The 16,388-nt window shown below is 39.9% G+C and carries 12 protein-coding genes; 10 read left to right on the plus strand and 2 right to left on the minus strand.

The features are described 5' to 3' along the window. Positions 1-45 precede the first annotated feature (45 nt). The 10 genes from B5X76_RS07465 (at position 46) to B5X76_RS07510 (ending at position 15,143) form a co-directional block, all read left to right on the plus strand. Positions 46-543: a hypothetical protein gene (locus B5X76_RS07465; protein ID WP_139375231.1), complete on the plus strand. Its 498-nt coding sequence runs from the start codon at positions 46-48 to the stop codon at positions 541-543. Positions 544-818: 275 nt separating this feature from the next. Further along, complete coding sequence (locus tag B5X76_RS07470; RefSeq protein ID WP_079642485.1) at positions 819-1,829, plus strand: hypothetical protein; 1,011 nt, start codon at positions 819-821, stop codon at positions 1,827-1,829. An 88-nt stretch (positions 1,830-1,917) separates the two neighbouring features. Then, positions 1,918-2,484, plus strand: coding sequence for an RNA polymerase sigma factor (locus B5X76_RS07475; protein WP_079642486.1), 567 nt, complete (start codon positions 1,918-1,920; stop codon positions 2,482-2,484). Between the two features lie 86 nt (positions 2,485-2,570). Next, positions 2,571-3,758 (plus strand): FecR family protein, encoded by a 1,188-nt coding sequence (locus B5X76_RS07480; protein ID WP_079642487.1) that lies wholly within the window; start codon positions 2,571-2,573, stop codon positions 3,756-3,758. Positions 3,759-3,875: 117 nt separating this feature from the next. Beyond that, complete coding sequence (locus B5X76_RS07485) at positions 3,876-7,298, plus strand: SusC/RagA family TonB-linked outer membrane protein (protein WP_217699630.1); 3,423 nt, start codon at positions 3,876-3,878, stop codon at positions 7,296-7,298. Between the two features lie 18 nt (positions 7,299-7,316). Beyond that, complete coding sequence (locus tag B5X76_RS07490; RefSeq protein WP_079642488.1) at positions 7,317-8,795, plus strand: RagB/SusD family nutrient uptake outer membrane protein; 1,479 nt, start codon at positions 7,317-7,319, stop codon at positions 8,793-8,795. A gap of 13 nt (positions 8,796-8,808) precedes the next feature. Next, positions 8,809-9,705, plus strand: coding sequence for an endonuclease/exonuclease/phosphatase family protein (locus tag B5X76_RS07495; RefSeq protein WP_176141010.1), 897 nt, complete (start codon positions 8,809-8,811; stop codon positions 9,703-9,705). Between the two features lie 25 nt (positions 9,706-9,730). Further along, a complete protein-coding gene (locus B5X76_RS07500) occupies positions 9,731-12,139 on the plus strand; it encodes a BACON domain-containing protein (RefSeq protein ID WP_079642490.1) in 2,409 nt (802 codons plus the stop codon). A gap of 15 nt (positions 12,140-12,154) precedes the next feature. Further along, the gene (locus B5X76_RS07505; protein ID WP_079642491.1) at positions 12,155-14,326 is read left to right on the plus strand and encodes a BACON domain-containing protein; all 2,172 of its coding nucleotides are present in this window, start codon (positions 12,155-12,157) and stop codon (positions 14,324-14,326) included. Positions 14,327-14,330: 4 nt separating this feature from the next. After that, positions 14,331-15,143 (plus strand): endonuclease/exonuclease/phosphatase family protein, encoded by an 813-nt coding sequence (locus B5X76_RS07510; RefSeq protein WP_079642492.1) that lies wholly within the window; start codon positions 14,331-14,333, stop codon positions 15,141-15,143. A gap of 55 nt (positions 15,144-15,198) precedes the next feature. On the opposite strand, the gene B5X76_RS07515 is transcribed toward B5X76_RS07510, so the two are convergent. Next, entirely contained in the window at positions 15,199-15,894 is a 696-nt protein-coding gene (locus tag B5X76_RS07515) for an SDR family NAD(P)-dependent oxidoreductase (RefSeq protein WP_079642493.1), read from the minus strand. A gap of 114 nt (positions 15,895-16,008) precedes the next feature. Then, positions 16,009-16,314 carry a hypothetical protein gene (locus B5X76_RS07520; protein ID WP_079642494.1) on the minus strand — a complete coding sequence of 102 codons (306 nt, stop codon included), beginning with the start codon at positions 16,312-16,314 and terminating at the stop codon, positions 16,009-16,011. Positions 16,315-16,388 lie beyond the last annotated feature (74 nt).

Raw genomic sequence — 16,388 nt, forward strand, 5'->3', positions numbered from 1 at the left:
TGTGATCGTAAAATATGGTAGAGCATGTAAATACATGATTTAGCTATGGTTTACACACAAACACAGCAGACGGCCATGAGCATATTCTTCGATTCAAACATTACATTCCTTTTGAGAGAAGGAACTATTACCAATTCCATCATAAAGATGAAAAGAATCTGCAACCTGTTGACTCGACAATCTGAAAGCTTCGGTGACCTAGAGCGATCGATCTATTTGAGTCAACAGGAACATGGTCATGTTTATTATGTTGACGAAAGATCTATTCCCCTGCTTTTGGGAGTTTGTTTAACCCTGAACCATTTATTCCCTGATTCTTCTGATTTTGCTCAACTGCTGTTAGAGTCCAACGAAGAGACCGATAGAAGAGAATTTAACGCTGGAGTATTAGCTGATCCTCAGCTCTCGGATATTGTTGCGGAGTATGAGACGCATTTGAGTGAGCGATTTCACGATCGTACAGAGAGACAAAAACTGAGAGTGGCTATCTTAAATCTTTGTGCAGAATTTCGCTTCCATATCACACTAAGCAAGACTGTTTAATACTATATTAATCTTTGACCTTTTTATCAGGTGATCGTAAATGCAGATAAAAATTATTTGCTAATTTTGATATTAAGTACTACTTTAGATTAACAATAGATATAACGTAATCAAATAAAACCTTTTTTAAATCACATATTAAGTTTAAGGAGCGCTATGGTGAAGTTAAAATTCATATTAACTTAACCTAAGCTTCGATTAAAAAGGATAATTTTGTGTTTTTACTGATTTCTGACTACTGGAGCGGTCCACTCGACAGAAAATTAGCGAAAAATATGAAATCAATTATTTTAAAAAGAACCGAATTGAAACGTACAGCCTTTGCGCCTTTGTGCGTTTTTATCGGTATGACATGCGCGCTATCATCCTGCGATAAAGATAATAAAGAAGCTGGATTAATAGCTGGAATACAAGTTTCCGAAACGGAGAGTTTCGAGGAGAAGGCTGGAGAGATGATTTGGAAAGCCGATGGTGGTCTAGATACGTTGTACGTAACGAGTAATTCTGCATTACGTGTGTCGTTCGAAACGAATGAAGTCAATAACTGGGTGCGGGTAGATAAGATAGAGGCCATCGAAGGGACGAATAAGTCCCGTGTTATTTTGGACGTATTGCCCATGGATAAAACCTATAAGAAGCGTGTCGGTGTGTTGAATATTAATAATAGTGATGCTTATTCAGGCGTGTTTATCCGACTAAATCAGGGATATAATACGCGGATCGAAGAAAATTTCATTTGGTTAAAATATGGGATTGGCTCACCATTAGACTTAAGTAAAGCTATTGCTATGACACAATGGACCACCGCGCAGAAACAAATCGGCTGGACGAGTACAAATACAGGCTCTGCCCTAGGGATGAATGGTTATATGCTGTTAGGAACCAGTGCTAAAGGGGGAGATCTATCGTCACCAATATTTCCCGGATTGGAAAAAGATAGCCTGTTATTATTGACTTTTGATGCTATTGGATATACAGCTAAAGATGGGCAAAAAGATGCTAATAAGTTAACAGTAAGTTTGGTCGGTGCTGAATTTGCCGATGGTAAGTCTAGTAAGTTGATCAGTCTGGACTACTATGACTACCAATCTGCTCTGTTGACGACTAATATGTGGGACAAAGCTCATTTCTCTTTTGTAGTAAAGAAACCAAGTCTCAACCCTGCAGCTTCAACTATTCAGTTGCAGTTTATGACAGGAGACCATGACAGCAATGCAGCCAACAGGGTCTTTGTCGATAATATAAACCTCTATATAACGGATCAATTTATGCCTGTTAAGAAATAATAAAGAAACAATTTCTTAAACATAAGGTAACTTCAAGGATATACAAATTCGCTTAGTTTGCATAATTAATTGGGACTGATACTACAAGATGGAAGTAATGAATGGTGTTTTAGAAGATGATGAATTCGAAAGGTTTTTATTGGGGGATGCTAAGGTCTTTCAGAAAACTTTCGACTTCTATTTTCCTATCATATTCCGTTACGCCTTAAGTAAGGGGACAGAACGGGAAGATGCCGAGGATATAACCCAAGAGGCATTCACATTACTATTTTTACATCGTGACAAAATCAGGAGTTCTAGTGACCTCTATCCCTATTTATACGTGATTGCTAAACGTCTGTGTATATCCTTTTTTAGAAAGAAGATAAGTGGAGCAAAGATTGTTCAGGAAGCTTCCCTGGAATGGCCAGCTATTTCTTTGCATTTAGAACAAAAAATTGACTTTGTTGAATTGAACAGTCTCCTTCAACAGATAATAACTACATTACCTAGGCAGCAACAAGAAGTTTACCGTCGATTTAAACTTGATGATGAACCCCAAAAAGATATCGCTGAAAGCATGGGGGTCTCTAGACATACTGTTAAAAACCACCTTCAGGCTGCAAGCAAATTGGTACGTCTCAAGCTGCAGAAAATCTATTCTTTTCTTATCTAACGGTGTTTTACTTTTTTTAAAAAAAGTAAGATCTCCACTAGTACATTTCTTTTTGACTTTCGTTTATAGATAAAAATTGAGAACGATTGGACAAGAAAGAACTATATATTCTAGTAAAACAATATCGGGCAGGTACTATTGAAAAGAGTGACCTGGAACGCCTACGTAGTTTTCTCGAAACTGAGGAAGGAGTCCGGTCGCTAGAAGAGACATGGGACGACGAATTTGAGCCTTCATATTATGTCGGGGATAAGCCGGTACAGGAACGAGTCTTTCAGAAGATTTCCGACGATCCACGTATCGCTCCGGTAATAGCACAACCTAGACCTTCTTTCGCGAATAAATTCAACAAAATCGCTGTGGCCGCTGCATTAGTAGTTGGTATAGCTTCTGCATTATGGTGGTATGACAGGGAACAGATAGTGGAAGTTTATGCGACACAAAACGGAGAGACTATCTTGCCTGGAAGTAATAAAGCTCGGATTCAGTTTGAGGATGGTAATTTTATTGAGTTAGATCAGATTACAAGTGATACGATTATCGCTGATAAGGGGCTTCGTATCTTCAAAGCTGCTGATGGTAGCGTAAGCTATGCATACAATGATGATGGCGCTATTCGGAGAGAATTGTACAACACGATTGTGACGCCTAGAGGAGGAGAGTATAGTTTGATATTACCTGATGGATCTAAAGTATGGCTTAATGCAGCAACTAAGCTTAAGTATCCATTGAAATTTGCAAAGGACAGTAGAATGGTTGAGTTGGATGGTGAGGCTTATTTTGATGTGGCTAAACATAAAGAAGCACATAGTTCTGTACCTTTTTATGTAATGAGTGGTAAGCAGAAGATTGAAGTTTTAGGAACACAATTTAATGTAAATACCTATGGATCTACTTATAAAACGACATTGGTGGAGGGGCGTGTAGCTATGCATTATGAGGGAGTTTCCAAAACTCAGTTTTTGACACCTTCACAACAGGCCGTCTATTCTACACGAACAGGGATAAATACCGTAAAGGTTGTCGATCCTTCATACAGTACAGCCTGGCGATCCGGGAAATTTGCCTTCGATAATGTCTCTATTTATGAAGTAATGGATGAAATTGCCAGATGGTATGATGTAGAGGTAGTTTTTGAGGGAGATATGTCGCAGGTCAGATACTCAGGAAGTATCTCAAGATTTGAAAAATTTGAACAATTGTTACAATTAATAGAGTGGACCGACCTAGTAACATTTAAAGTGCAGGGAAGGAGGATAACTGTCATGAAATAGTGCTAGCTAGCCTTAGCATATAAAAAAGCAGGAACGTTGGAGCCGTCCCTGCCGGGTATGCCCTAAGGCATTTTTAGATTGAAACAGAATGTATTATTAATCTCAACCTATTAACAAATGTATGAAAAAAAAAGGTTAGGGGCGGGCTATGCCTTTAACTTACCTAAACTGAAAATTCCATTGTATATGAAATTGACATGGATTCTGATTTTAGTAGCCTCCATGCACCTTAGTGCAAGTACCTTTGGGCAAAAGATTACGCTGAAAGGGAAGAATGTTCGTTTGGCCACTCTATTGAAAGATTTTGAAAAACGTAGCGGGTATACCGTATTTTATGCACAGGGGATATTACCCAATAATACGATCAGTAATGTCGAATTGGTAGATGTTGAAGCCTTGGATGCCCTACGAAGACTATTGGTTCCATACCAATTGGATTTTAAACGTAAGGATCATAGCATCGTGTTATTCTCAAAAAATGATCAGAATAGAAAGAGTACACTAGGTAATACTGCTTCAATAGAGGCACAACAACACGTATTAAAAGGAAATACAAAGACAAGTACAGGGGCTGTGCTCGCCAATGTAACGGTGCGCGACAAATCCACAGGAAAAGTAACGCGGACCGATGAGTCTGGTACTTTTACGCTAGAGGTGGATCTTCCTACTGTATTGGAATTATCGCTATTGGGCTTTGATAAGAAAGAGATCAATGTAAACAGTGTTAGTGAGTTGCAAGTAGTAATGGTCGAGAAAGTTACCGATATGGAAGAAGCGGTAGTAATCGGTTATGGCCAAGTCAAGAAGAAGGATTTAACAGGCTCGGTTGTCAACATCAAAATGGAGGATGTTAAAGATGCACCTGTGTTGTCTGTCGATTTGGCTTTGCAAGGACGTGTGCCTGGTGCTGAGTTTACGGCGACGACGGGCGAGCCGGGAGCTACTACTTCAATACGTATACGAGGCACCCGATCAATAACAGCGAGTAATGAACCTCTGATCGTCGTGGATGGTGTAATGGATGCTGTGAGTAGTCTGACGGATATCAATACCTCGGATATCGAATCGATATCGGTTTTGAAAGATGCGTCGGCTACAGCAATCTATGGTACACGTGGTAGTAATGGTGTTATTATTGTCACAACTAAACAAGGGAAGTCTGGAAAAGATAATATTACGTTACGTAGTACAGTTGGCCTTTCTCAACTCCCAAGGAAGCTTGATATTATGAATGCTTCCCAGTATGCGCAGTATCGCAATGATTATGCACTATTCACATCGGCCGATCCATATGGCGATATTACCATTAATTCACCAATGTCGGCATACCCTTATCCAGATCCCAATGCACTGGGAAAAGGAACAGATTGGGTAGATGAGATAACTCGTATTGCGCCTTATCACACCCACAATCTTTCGTTATCCGGTGGTAAAAATAAAAGCAGTTACTATGCTTCGATTGCATATGATAATACACAGGGAATTATTCAAGAAAGTGGGTTAGGTCGCTTTACCGGACGTCTGAATCTAGACTACCAGCTTTTTCCATGGATGAAAGTAGGATTTAAGTACAGTTATACAAAACGGGATGAAAACAAAAACCTGGTTACTATCGGCGGCACTAATTGGTGGAGTGGTGCGATCTATTTAAATCCCATGATAAAGGTTTATGATAACTTTAATGATCTTTGGTACTCTGGGCAGAAGTTTAACTCGCCGCGTTCGATCCTGGATTCGGATGTCATCAATAATATTAAACACGACGGTACAACGAATACAGGGTATATTGAGATAGAACCTATTAAGAATCTAAAAGTAAATTCTCAACTGACTTATTATGCTTACGGTAGGCATACTTTTGAATACGAACCAGGAAATTTGCCAGCTAAAGCAGACAATGAAGGAGGAATGGCTTATAGAGCAGAGTATACACAGAGTAACCTGATGAGTCAGACGACATTGAATTATCTCAAGAAATGGGACGATGTACATCATCTGGATTTTACGGCTGGTTTTGTAGGACAGAAAATAACGGATGACAATCTTACGCTACGTGGTGAAGGTTACCAATCAGATGCGATCCTTTGGAATAATATGAATGCAATTCCTGATAAGGAAAACTACGTAGGAGGGTCAGGTAACACGACTAAGACCTCCATGTCTTACCTAGCCCGTGCCAATTATAATTACAAAAGCAAATACTATCTTACGGTAACAGGACGTAGGGATGGCGCTTCTAACTTTGCGAAGAATGAAAAGTGGGCGTTCTTTCCTTCTGCTGCGTTAAAATGGACAGTGAGCAATGAGGAGTTTTTAAAGAACTCTTCTTGGATTAATGATTTCTCTATACGTGCTAGTGCTGGACGTACCGGCAACGATGGTATCTCTTCCTATAGATCGTTGGCGGCACTTTCTTCTTCAACTAGCGGTTATCTCTTCAATGGATCACAACCAGTAGCATTCTATCCGTCACGGTTAGCTTCGGAAGAACTGTCCTGGGAAAAAACAGATATGTATAATATCGCCACAGATATTGCTTTGTTTAACAACAGGGTGAATATGACATTTGAAGCTTATCTATCCTACACCAAGGATCTTCTGCTCGATGTGCAGACTCCTACACAGACCGGATACGCTACACGTTTTGCCAACGTAGGAAAAACGTCTAATAGAGGTGTCGAGTTTAGCATTGAGACACGCAATATACAGAAAGACAAGTTCTCTTGGACCAGTACATTTTCGATCTCGCACAACAAGCAAAGAGTAGATGATATCGGACATTACGGTTATGTAAGTGCCTATACGGCGGCTGGCAATAACGGATACATGATGTATGGTTATGTGAAAGATTATCCGTTGAATGCCTTATGGGGATTCCAATATGCAGGTACATGGAAGTCACAGGAAGAAATAGATAGAAACAAAATCACTAGAGCTTATGTTTCTGCTTCTACACAACAGTATCGATTGGGTTCAGCTCGTTATATAGACGCTAATCACGATGGAATATTTAATGAAAATGACCTTACCTATTTAGGCAACGCAGATCCGTTGGTACATGGTGGTTTTCAGAATAATTTTAGATATGACCAGTGGACACTTGGGGTATTTCTCAACTATTCTTTGGGCGGTAAGATTTACAACATCTCCGAACAATGGATGGGAAATGGTAGCAACTTTGCCAATCAGTATGCATACATGTTGGATGCGTGGCACCCAGTTCGTAACCCTAATTCGGACCTGCCTAGGGCTGGATCTGTGGATAATATAGCGTCTAGTCGTATGGTTTATGATGCCAGCTTCCTGAGATTGAAGAGTGTATCTGTCGGGTATACTTTAGATTTGGGCAAGTGGACAAAAAATAAGTTGCGGGATGTACAGTTTGGTCTAGCTGGAGAAAATTTATTCGTTTGGAAGAAGTACAACGGATTCGACCCAGATGTTTCATCGTCTAGTGGTACTTCGACATTAAGAAGGCTTGATATTGGGGCCTATCCAAAGCCTAGAACTATTGTAGGCAGTATTCAAATCAGGTATTAAATCAAAAAAAGTCTATAAATGAAACGTTTATTTATATTTTTTCTTAGTAGTCTACTTTGGACAGGGTGTTCGATTGAAGAAGAACCTACATCCTTTGTCAATACGGACAATTATTACTTAACAGAAGCACAGTGTATTTCAGGGCTCAACTCTACATATATTCCTCTAAAAACTATTTATACCTATACGTATTTGATGGCTACAGAAGGAGTTAGTGATTTGATGTATATAGCATCAGGTACGCTAGACGCACAACTGGACATATCGCCTGCCCAGCCTCGGTTTGGACAGAATATGTGGACGTTGGGTTATCGTGGAGTAATGTATTGTAACTCTATCATCGATGGAATAAAGCGTTCGCCTCTCTCTGAGGATAGCAAGAATAGACTATTGGCAGAAGGAATGATTATGCGTGCTTATTACTATTGGTTCTTGACATCTACATTTGGCGATGTACCTTTTTATACGGAAGATGTAGCAAATGCCGAAGTTTTGGATCGGGTTTCAAAATTAGGAAGAATGCCGGCAGTTGCGACCCGTGATTATCTGATTGCGGAGTTACAGGAGTATTTGCCACATTTAGCCCAAGTACGTACCAATGATGTACCCGGCAATCGTTCGGGGGCAGCAATGGGATGGATGTTGATCGGTAAACTTGCACAGTGGAATAAGAAATGGGATGTGGCAAAGGATGCTATGCAGAAACTAGAAGCTATCTACGGTGATTTTAACAAATATCCATTGGGAGATATAGCCCTGAAGAATAAGAATATTTTAGAGTCTATTTTTGAGATTCAATTTACCTATTCCGAAACGGGACTACAGGTGACTACAAACTCAGGGGCTATATGTATGCCGACTCGCAGTACCGGAGCTATCTATGATGGCGTGGAGATACCCGAGTTGGGTACTAATGCGACCACTTGGTCTCCACTTCGTCCTAATAATTTCTTTTTTCAAAGCGTGATGCGTCGCGGTAGTGAGGATTTGCGTACGAATCTGAATATGGCTTGGGACTATAAGGGGGTAGCATTCAAAAGTACAGCTACACGACCTTGGTTAGGACCTAAATTTTGGACCTATAATATGTACAATGTCGCCGACGGGAATAATCAAAGAGTATTTCGTTATGCAGATGCCTTGTTGATGCAGGCAGAGAACTATATGGAACTTAGGGATCAAACTGCTGCTATTAAGTATCTGAATATGGTCCGTAACAGGGCGGGTTTAGCAGATTACGAGTTCAAAAATTGGGACCTATTGAGAGAAGAGATCCAAAAGGAGAGGGGCCGTGAGTTATTGGGCGAATATCAACGTAAGTACGACTTGGTACGCTGGGGAATATGGTATCAAGCTACTTATGACTATACAGACTATGCTGCACTAAAAAATAATATGCTGCCTTGTCATGAGTACTATCCTATACCGGATATAGAAGTGGTTAAATCGGGCAATAATCTAGATAATAAAGCTTACGAATTTTATGGAAAAGGTTAATACGTATATGAGAATGCAAAGTGTTAGATTATACTCTTTTCTAGGGGGGCTCTTTTTTGTGCTGGCCACATTACTGATAGTATCCTGTAAAGATAAGGACGAATCTGAACCTATAATAGAGGAGCCAAGCCCTGAGGAACTGGTGTTGCCTGATACATTGAAGGTGATCAGTTATAATATTCTTGAGGGCATGAAAAATGATAAGGCCAACAACTACAATAAATTTGTAGAATGGATCAAATCGCAAGCTCCGGATGTCTTAGCACTACAGGAAGTCAACGGGTTTAATCAACGTGATTTAGAAAAATTGGCAAAGCGCTATGGTCACAATTATGTGATTACCAATCCAAAGTCTACGGATAATTATCCAGTAGCGTTAACATCAAAATACCCTATAGAATCAAGACGCAGGATTACACTTAATGTGTCTCATGGAGCAATCTTCGCAAGACTTAAAAATACAGACTTGAATATTGTGGTTACTCATTTTTGGCCGCAAGCTTACTGGAAGACTGTGGGGGACAACTTGGGTAATGATTACCGCCTACAGGAAGCTAATGTCGTATTGGATAGTACAATACGTAAGTTTAGCAAGGAGAAGGACTGGGTGTTTATGGGGGATTTCAATTCGGTATCACGCAGAGATTATGAACCTTCAGTGACCACCAATAACTATTGGGCAATTGATGAAATTATGGAGGCAGGCTATGTCGATGCTATTCATTACCTACATGGTACTAAGGAAGATGGTACTGCCAAATACGATTTCCAATATCCAGGCCGGCGGATTGACTTTATATTCGGTACGGAATCGGTATTGAAAAAAGTCACTAAAGCTCAGCCGATCTACGACGAGTTTACAAAAGTCTATTCGGATCACCCTCCAATGATGTTTCATTTACTACTCTAGTATTTAACGTTCGAATAATTCAAAAATGAATAAGATAAACATATATAAATTGCTTTCCTATAAAAGTCTTGCACTTATTCTGTTAACCCTATTGATGGGCTGTGAAAGAAAGTTCGACTTGGGGCTATCGTTGTCGGTCAACTCCAACGAGATCCACCTCGAAGCTACAGAAGGAAAGACCAAAATTATGGTATACTCGGATGGTGGTTGGAATGTTGCGGTCAAAGAGGAAGCCGACTGGTTGGCGTTGGATCGCACCTCTGGAACAGAGAATTCAGATATTCTGTTTTCCTATTCTCAGAACTTTGGCGTATCACGATCTGCCACCTTGGTCATATCAAAAGGAAAAGAGAAACAGGAAGTAAAGGTAATACAGGCTGGACTGAATGCAGCGTTTCGATTCTCTAAGTCAAAATACACGATTACCAAAAATCCATTCCAGATTAACCTCCCTATCGTTAATGATTTAAAGTCTAATATTAAGAACATTAAGATAGATTATCTCTATGATGATGAGACTTCTGAAAAATGGGTTACAGGGGCTACTTTTCTAGATAACGGATTGCAGTTTAAAGCTTTGGAAAACAATGCTGGAAGAAATCGCACTGTACGTATTTATTTAACTGTAGTCGATGGCTTCGATAAAGAATATACCGTATTTACCGATGTAGACCAGTCATTACAGGATCCGGTTTTGGTACCTCGTAAGCAGGTGTCTGTACTTACGCGGAATGCCAAAATAGATACTGTTATTGTTAAGGGAAATGTAGGTGCACTATTTCCTGATTTTGAACATGTGATAACGTATGAGCAAGGGGCTGATTGGATAGAAAGGGTCGAGTTGGCCAATGATAGTTTATTGATGATTGCGGTTCGACAAAACAACTCTGGAGAGAGACGACATGCTCAGGTACAATTGAAGTATACGAACAATGGTGTCAATTATATCAATCTGATACACCAGGTGGAACAATCGGCTGATGATTTCGAGTATTTAACCATAGACGAACTGAAAGCGCTGATTCCAGCTGAAGCGGGTGAGATCAAACTGAGTATGCCTCTTAAGGTCTTGGAAGCCTTTGTGATTTCGGATGCAGGTAATGCGAATATGGACGTAAATCCTAATCGAGCATTCAATGATATAGACTATGATGAATCACCTAAGACTGCTTACGTACAGAATGCGGAAGGTAGTTCGGGCATACGTTTAAAATTCGTCAATAAGGGCGCAAATAGTTTAAAACGTTATAGTAAGGCGACGTTATCTATAGATGGTCTCGTATTGATGAAGGAAGCTAACCCTACTCGCTACACAATCAAAGGACTTACGCCCAGTACCATAGTTAAATCCGAGATAGGTAACGCAGCAAGCTTACCGATGAAAAATAAAGCTATAAATGAATTAAAGGATAGCGATATATATACCTACGTTAGTCTAAAAAATACAAGTGTATCTGTCCCATATGGTAGTTATGTAAATGTCAATATGGGCTATGCCGGCGTCTTTAATTGGAATCAGGCGGGTGCCAGTACACCTTATGTAGATGCAGTGCCTACTGCAATATATGATGACCAGGGAGGTAGTTTAAAAGCTATTGTCAATGTAGCTGCTTCTTGGAGCCGTAGTACATTGCCAACTGGATCTGGCACTTTTTCCGGTATCGTCGTGCATCATAAATTGATCAAATACGGTTATGGCGAAGGTGAAATCGGCCGCTATTCAATACGACCCGTGAGCCAGTCGGATATTAAGTTAAATGAAGGGGAAAAAGCAAGTACGCTAGTGGAGTGGAAATGGATGAACCCAAGTAATCTCTCTGCCACAGGTACTATACAGAAAGAGGGGGACAAAATCCTTCCTGCTGTAGGTAAGGGTGAGATGAATTGTACGGTGGCTGGAGCACCCTCTTCGTTAGGCGCACATCCTATTTACCATACCGATCCGGCTTCTAAGGTTGTCCCTAGTTCTGCAGTGCAGTATAACACAAAATGGTGGAATACGACGACAAATAGAGGAGAAGGCTTTGTGTTCAAATTCTCAACGACAGGGATCAGCGCGAGACAGTTGCTGTTCAATTTTAGCCAAGGAGGTGGATCTGGTACAACAGCAACATTGAATGTACCTACTTACTGGGAGATTGCGTATTCCTTGGATGGTGTTGATTATACGGTGCTTCCGAATTCGACATATGGTATCCGACCATTAGCGGGATGGGGTTTGAATCATATGTATACCGCTAATGGCTTGAACTCTTTTACATTTAAGTTGCCTAATGATTTGTTGAATAAACCAAACGTTTTTGTCAGGCTACAGGCACAGAAGGATATCTGTGGAGCCAATACCGCAGATGGAGCAGAGAGTGGAAAGATTATCGCTTCTATGGCTGCGGTAACTGTACGCTTGGGGGCAGTAGCTGTTAAGTATATACCTTAAAATTAAGATAGAAAGATGATTAAACTACAATATATCGGAGTCTTTTGCTTGCTCTTACTGATTTTTGCATGCAAAAAGGATGATGCAGAGTATCTCAAATTTTCGGAACTAGGGGCTGAAAAAAAGGAGTATACCATTCCGGCTACAGCTGGACAGCTGGAAGTCAAAGTATTGTCCAGTAGCAATTTTGAAGTTGTATTGCCTCAAGAGCAATCTTGGTTAAAGGTAAATAGTGATAAAATGAAAGGAGACACAAGCTTCTTGTTAGATCACGAAGCCAATGTAGGTTTTCCTCGTAAATCAGTTGTCGCTTTGTATGCTCCTGAAAGCGAGCGTTATGATACTGTTATGGTAAAACAGAACGGTACGAAGCAACCTATACTAAATTTTCCAACATTGAATACGACAGTATTGGGTGACGGAGGAATAGTAGTTAGTAAGTTAAAGACGAACATTCCCTTGGAAGATATGACCATAAAAGTTATTTATCCTACTCCAGATGTGGAGGCTTGGATAAACACAGATTTCGCATATGATCCCAATGCAGAAAATTTTAGTTTTACCGTAAAACCGAATACTTCGCAGACTGAATTACGAAACGTGCAGATTCGCCTTTCTTACAAAGATGGATGGGATGTTGAACATGTGTCCACACTGTATCTTTTGCAAGCTAATGCATTGAATGAGTTTGGAATGCAAGCCGATTTCTCTGAGATACGTGTTTGGGCAGGAGAGAAGATTACATCCGATTTATTTATCGAAGGGCATGTCGTTAGTGATGCAGGTAATCCTAATGTAGGCGATGCACCTCAAACGACACCAACAGCGATCAATTATACGGAAAATGACCGTACTGTATATGTACAAAGTTTAGATGGACGCTATGGTTTCCGTATTTTGACGAGCACGCCGTCTGATAATATCTTCAAAAGATATAGTAAGGTGCAGATTTTGTTGAAAGGTGTTGGTGTAGAACGAGAGTTGAATCCGAATCGCTATACGCTGACTGGTGTTACATCCATGATGGTGATGAGACAGGAAGAGGGAGCTGCTAGCCAAATCGCGATCAAGCAGAAGCATATGAGAGATCTAACAGATGACGATATTTATACCTTTGTGACATTGAAAGATGTGGAGTTTCCGATTCGAAAGGGATCCTTTACTCCGATTAATGAAGGTTATTCTACGTTGTTTTCGGCTCACCGTATCGGGAAGTATCCGTTATTAATGCGTGATAAAAATGGAGATGATTTCTTTACAATGACCAATACACGTACCGCTTATCGTAGAGATGGTAGCATGTTGCCGGCGGGTTCAGGAACGATATCCGGTGTCATTGTTCATGAGAAGTTTAGCCGTTTTGAGTACCAAGATGCCGCATTGGAGCAGGATTATGGTAATATTGGCCGCTATCAGATTCGTCATTTGGCAAAAGAGGATATCAAGATTGCAACAACGTTTACCAGTGGCTTTTCGGAATTACTTACAGAATATCAATATCCGAATATTACAAATGGTATAGCTTTGCCTACCTTGGGAAATAATGGTAGTATTACTTTTTCTGTTAATACAGTTAATCTGAGTAAAAGTGTAGACTATAGTTACTTGGGAGCTGTCGGGAAAGAAAACTTAGGAAATACAAACCAATACGGTAATGGGGTGTTGACAGGTGCTGGTAGTAAGCAGAATACCGAAACTACAACAAATTCAGATGGTAAGGGGGCTGTAACAAATGCCGCAATTACCGCTAAGGATACATGGTGGAATTATGAAAAAAATAGAGGAGAAGGATTTGTAGTAGATTTTTCAACTTTGGGAATCAATACAAACCAACTTTCGCTACAGTTTACTGCATTAAATCTAGTTGGTTCTACAGGTAAAGGAGCTCCTCGGTACTGGAAAGTAGAGTGGTCTGAGCATGGAAATATGGATGGGACTTGGACTAAGATCAAGAGTTATACAGTGCCAGACGCACCATTATTTGCAAATACGAATATACACCAATTAGCTGCTTACAAGAATATCAATATCAAGTTGCCGTTGGCATTGTTGGGCAAATCGAAGGTGTACATAAGATTGGTTGTCGAGAGAAACCTCGCTTCAAATGGAAACAGCTATGCTAGCGAACCGTTAGATGAAGCGACCTCGACGGGTATTGGTTATTTAGCAATTCGTTATAATAAATAGAGATATGATAAAAAAAATTATAGGACTGTTCGGATTGTGTGCACTAACTTGTATTACTGCGTTTGGACAATTACAAAACAATCTACCCCTACGTTTAAAAGTAGGGGTATATAATCTTGGTCACTTTAATCAAGGCCGATTGGGAGGATTTCAAGGTGATGGAAAAATGATGCAGGCAGAGCTGTTTCGTTGGAAGAGTTGGATTGGCCAACAAGGCCTTGATTTATTCGCCGTCAATGAATGGAATCGTTTTTTTGATAAAGACAGTACGGTGTTAGCAGAAGAAGCCCTGTTAAAGCCGTTTTATAAAAACGTATATTTCGGTAAGGAGAACAAATGGATATATAATGGCATTGCTACCAATTATACATTGGAAAACATACGCCAAGAGAAATGGGATGGCGATTACTATGCTGTAATTGGTGATTTGAAAGTCGGGGATAAGACCATTACAGTAATCTCTTCACATATCCCATGGCAGAAAGAATGGCATGATAGTTCTATTGCAGCCCTTTTGGCTAATTTAAAGAAATATGAATATTTTATCTGTATGGGGGATATGAATGCTTTTGATAAAGTTCAACTAAAATTTACCGAAGCTGGATTCAATATGGCGAATGGTGGAGCACAAGGGTGGTTTGCTACAGCAGCAGGTACTAATGCTGCTGAAGGTCGAGTGGGAGCCGTGCCCAACCGGAGTATTGATAATATAGTAACGAGTAGTAATATTAAAATTATGAATGTGACTGCGCCATTTACACATCTGAATGATTTGGATCATCTTCCGATTTTAGCAGACTTAATCGTCACATGGTAGTATGGTAGGGAGTTCAGCAAAAGAACTCCCTATGTTTTATACAGGCGGTATCATCTTATATATTCTCATCCTGCATCGCAGGCATATTGATCTCTTTGACGCAACTAGCGTTGGATGTATTTGTTATAAATCGAAGTGCGTTAATAACGTCCACTAGGGGAATAAACTCCTCATTATTCTGTTCATCTGCTGCCGTGGCCAAATATCCTAGATTTAAAATGGATACTCCGATTTTATAAGGGCGAAAATTTTCTCTTAAAGCATGTATAATCCCCCGCAGTGCAAATTTAGTAGCAGAAAAGATTACTTCCTTGCCACTATGGTTGTCCAGCCCCCATGTAGAACCGATCAAAATCACTTTGGCATTATCTGCTTGTTTCAGATTATGGATAACTGCCTGTACCGTTAATAGGCAGGACGTGATATTTGTATTTATGATAGAGATGATTTCGGATTGGGACAGGTGTTCGAAATCATAGTCCGGAGAAAAAGCTTGTTCCTCCCAGATTCCGACATTATATATAAAGTAATCTATCCTTTGGTTATGTATCTGATCTTTTAGAATCTGGGTGGACAAAGCTGGGTTTGATAGATCCATTGAAATCCACTTCATGTTTTTCTGTGTGTCTAAATAGTCGGGTTCACTTCTTGAAATACCTAATATCTTATCTGTTGTTTGGGGCAGCTGTTGTGCTATGGCTCTTCCAAGTCCTTTACTCACTCCAAAAATTAGATATGTTTTGTTGTCCATTCGCTTTTTAGTTGATTCTTTCGCTAATTTGCCGCACTGTTTTTACAGTTCGTTCTATCTTTTTCCGATCTGCCGTTGCTGTAATTATCTAGTCGATGATCGTGTTCTTTTTTTTCATTTGGACACCTTAACGGTAATGATTTTATGGCTATTTTTTTCGATGCCAATATCTAGTCTGTCGCGTTGGGTCAGGCTATGTTGCAATAGCGATAAATATGATTTAAAACTACTATGTTGCTGATCTAACCAGAAAGAGGAGGCCATAATGCCTATTTGTACCCGATAAGTAGAATCACCTTCTGGTTCCAATTGTTCAATCACTTGACCTTTGTACCATAGGATATCTTTTTTCTCTTGGTTTGTGGCACAGGAAAGCAAGAAAAATCCAGCTATTACGATAGAGAGAATATTTTTAAGCATACATTCTAAATTAGAATCAAATTTACATTTTTGACCGAATTTAAAACTGATAATACTATGTTTTTTGTCTCCAG

The sequence above is a fragment of the Sphingobacterium nematocida genome (assembly GCF_900168125.1).
GTDB lineage: Bacteria > Bacteroidota > Bacteroidia > Sphingobacteriales > Sphingobacteriaceae > Sphingobacterium > Sphingobacterium nematocida.

Excerpts from the sequence above, each read along its gene's own strand:
- B5X76_RS07465 (WP_139375231.1), top strand. The coding sequence starts at position 46 with ATGGTTTACACACAAACACAGCAGACGGCCATGAGCATATTCTTCGAT.
- B5X76_RS07470 (WP_079642485.1), top strand. The coding sequence starts at position 819 with ATGAAATCAATTATTTTAAAAAGAACCGAATTGAAACGTACAGCCTTT.
- B5X76_RS07475 (WP_079642486.1), top strand. The coding sequence starts at position 1,918 with ATGGAAGTAATGAATGGTGTTTTAGAAGATGATGAATTCGAAAGGTTT.
- B5X76_RS07485 (WP_217699630.1), top strand. The coding sequence starts at position 3,876 with ATGTATGAAAAAAAAAGGTTAGGGGCGGGCTATGCCTTTAACTTACCT.
- B5X76_RS07490 (WP_079642488.1), top strand. The coding sequence starts at position 7,317 with ATGAAACGTTTATTTATATTTTTTCTTAGTAGTCTACTTTGGACAGGG.
- B5X76_RS07495 (WP_176141010.1), top strand. The coding sequence starts at position 8,809 with ATGCAAAGTGTTAGATTATACTCTTTTCTAGGGGGGCTCTTTTTTGTG.
- B5X76_RS07500 (WP_079642490.1), top strand. The coding sequence starts at position 9,731 with ATGAATAAGATAAACATATATAAATTGCTTTCCTATAAAAGTCTTGCA.
- B5X76_RS07505 (WP_079642491.1), top strand. The coding sequence starts at position 12,155 with ATGATTAAACTACAATATATCGGAGTCTTTTGCTTGCTCTTACTGATT.
- B5X76_RS07510 (WP_079642492.1), top strand. The coding sequence starts at position 14,331 with ATGATAAAAAAAATTATAGGACTGTTCGGATTGTGTGCACTAACTTGT.
- B5X76_RS07515 (WP_079642493.1), bottom strand. The coding sequence starts at position 15,894 with ATGGACAACAAAACATATCTAATTTTTGGAGTGAGTAAAGGACTTGGA.
- B5X76_RS07520 (WP_079642494.1), bottom strand. The coding sequence starts at position 16,314 with ATGCTTAAAAATATTCTCTCTATCGTAATAGCTGGATTTTTCTTGCTT.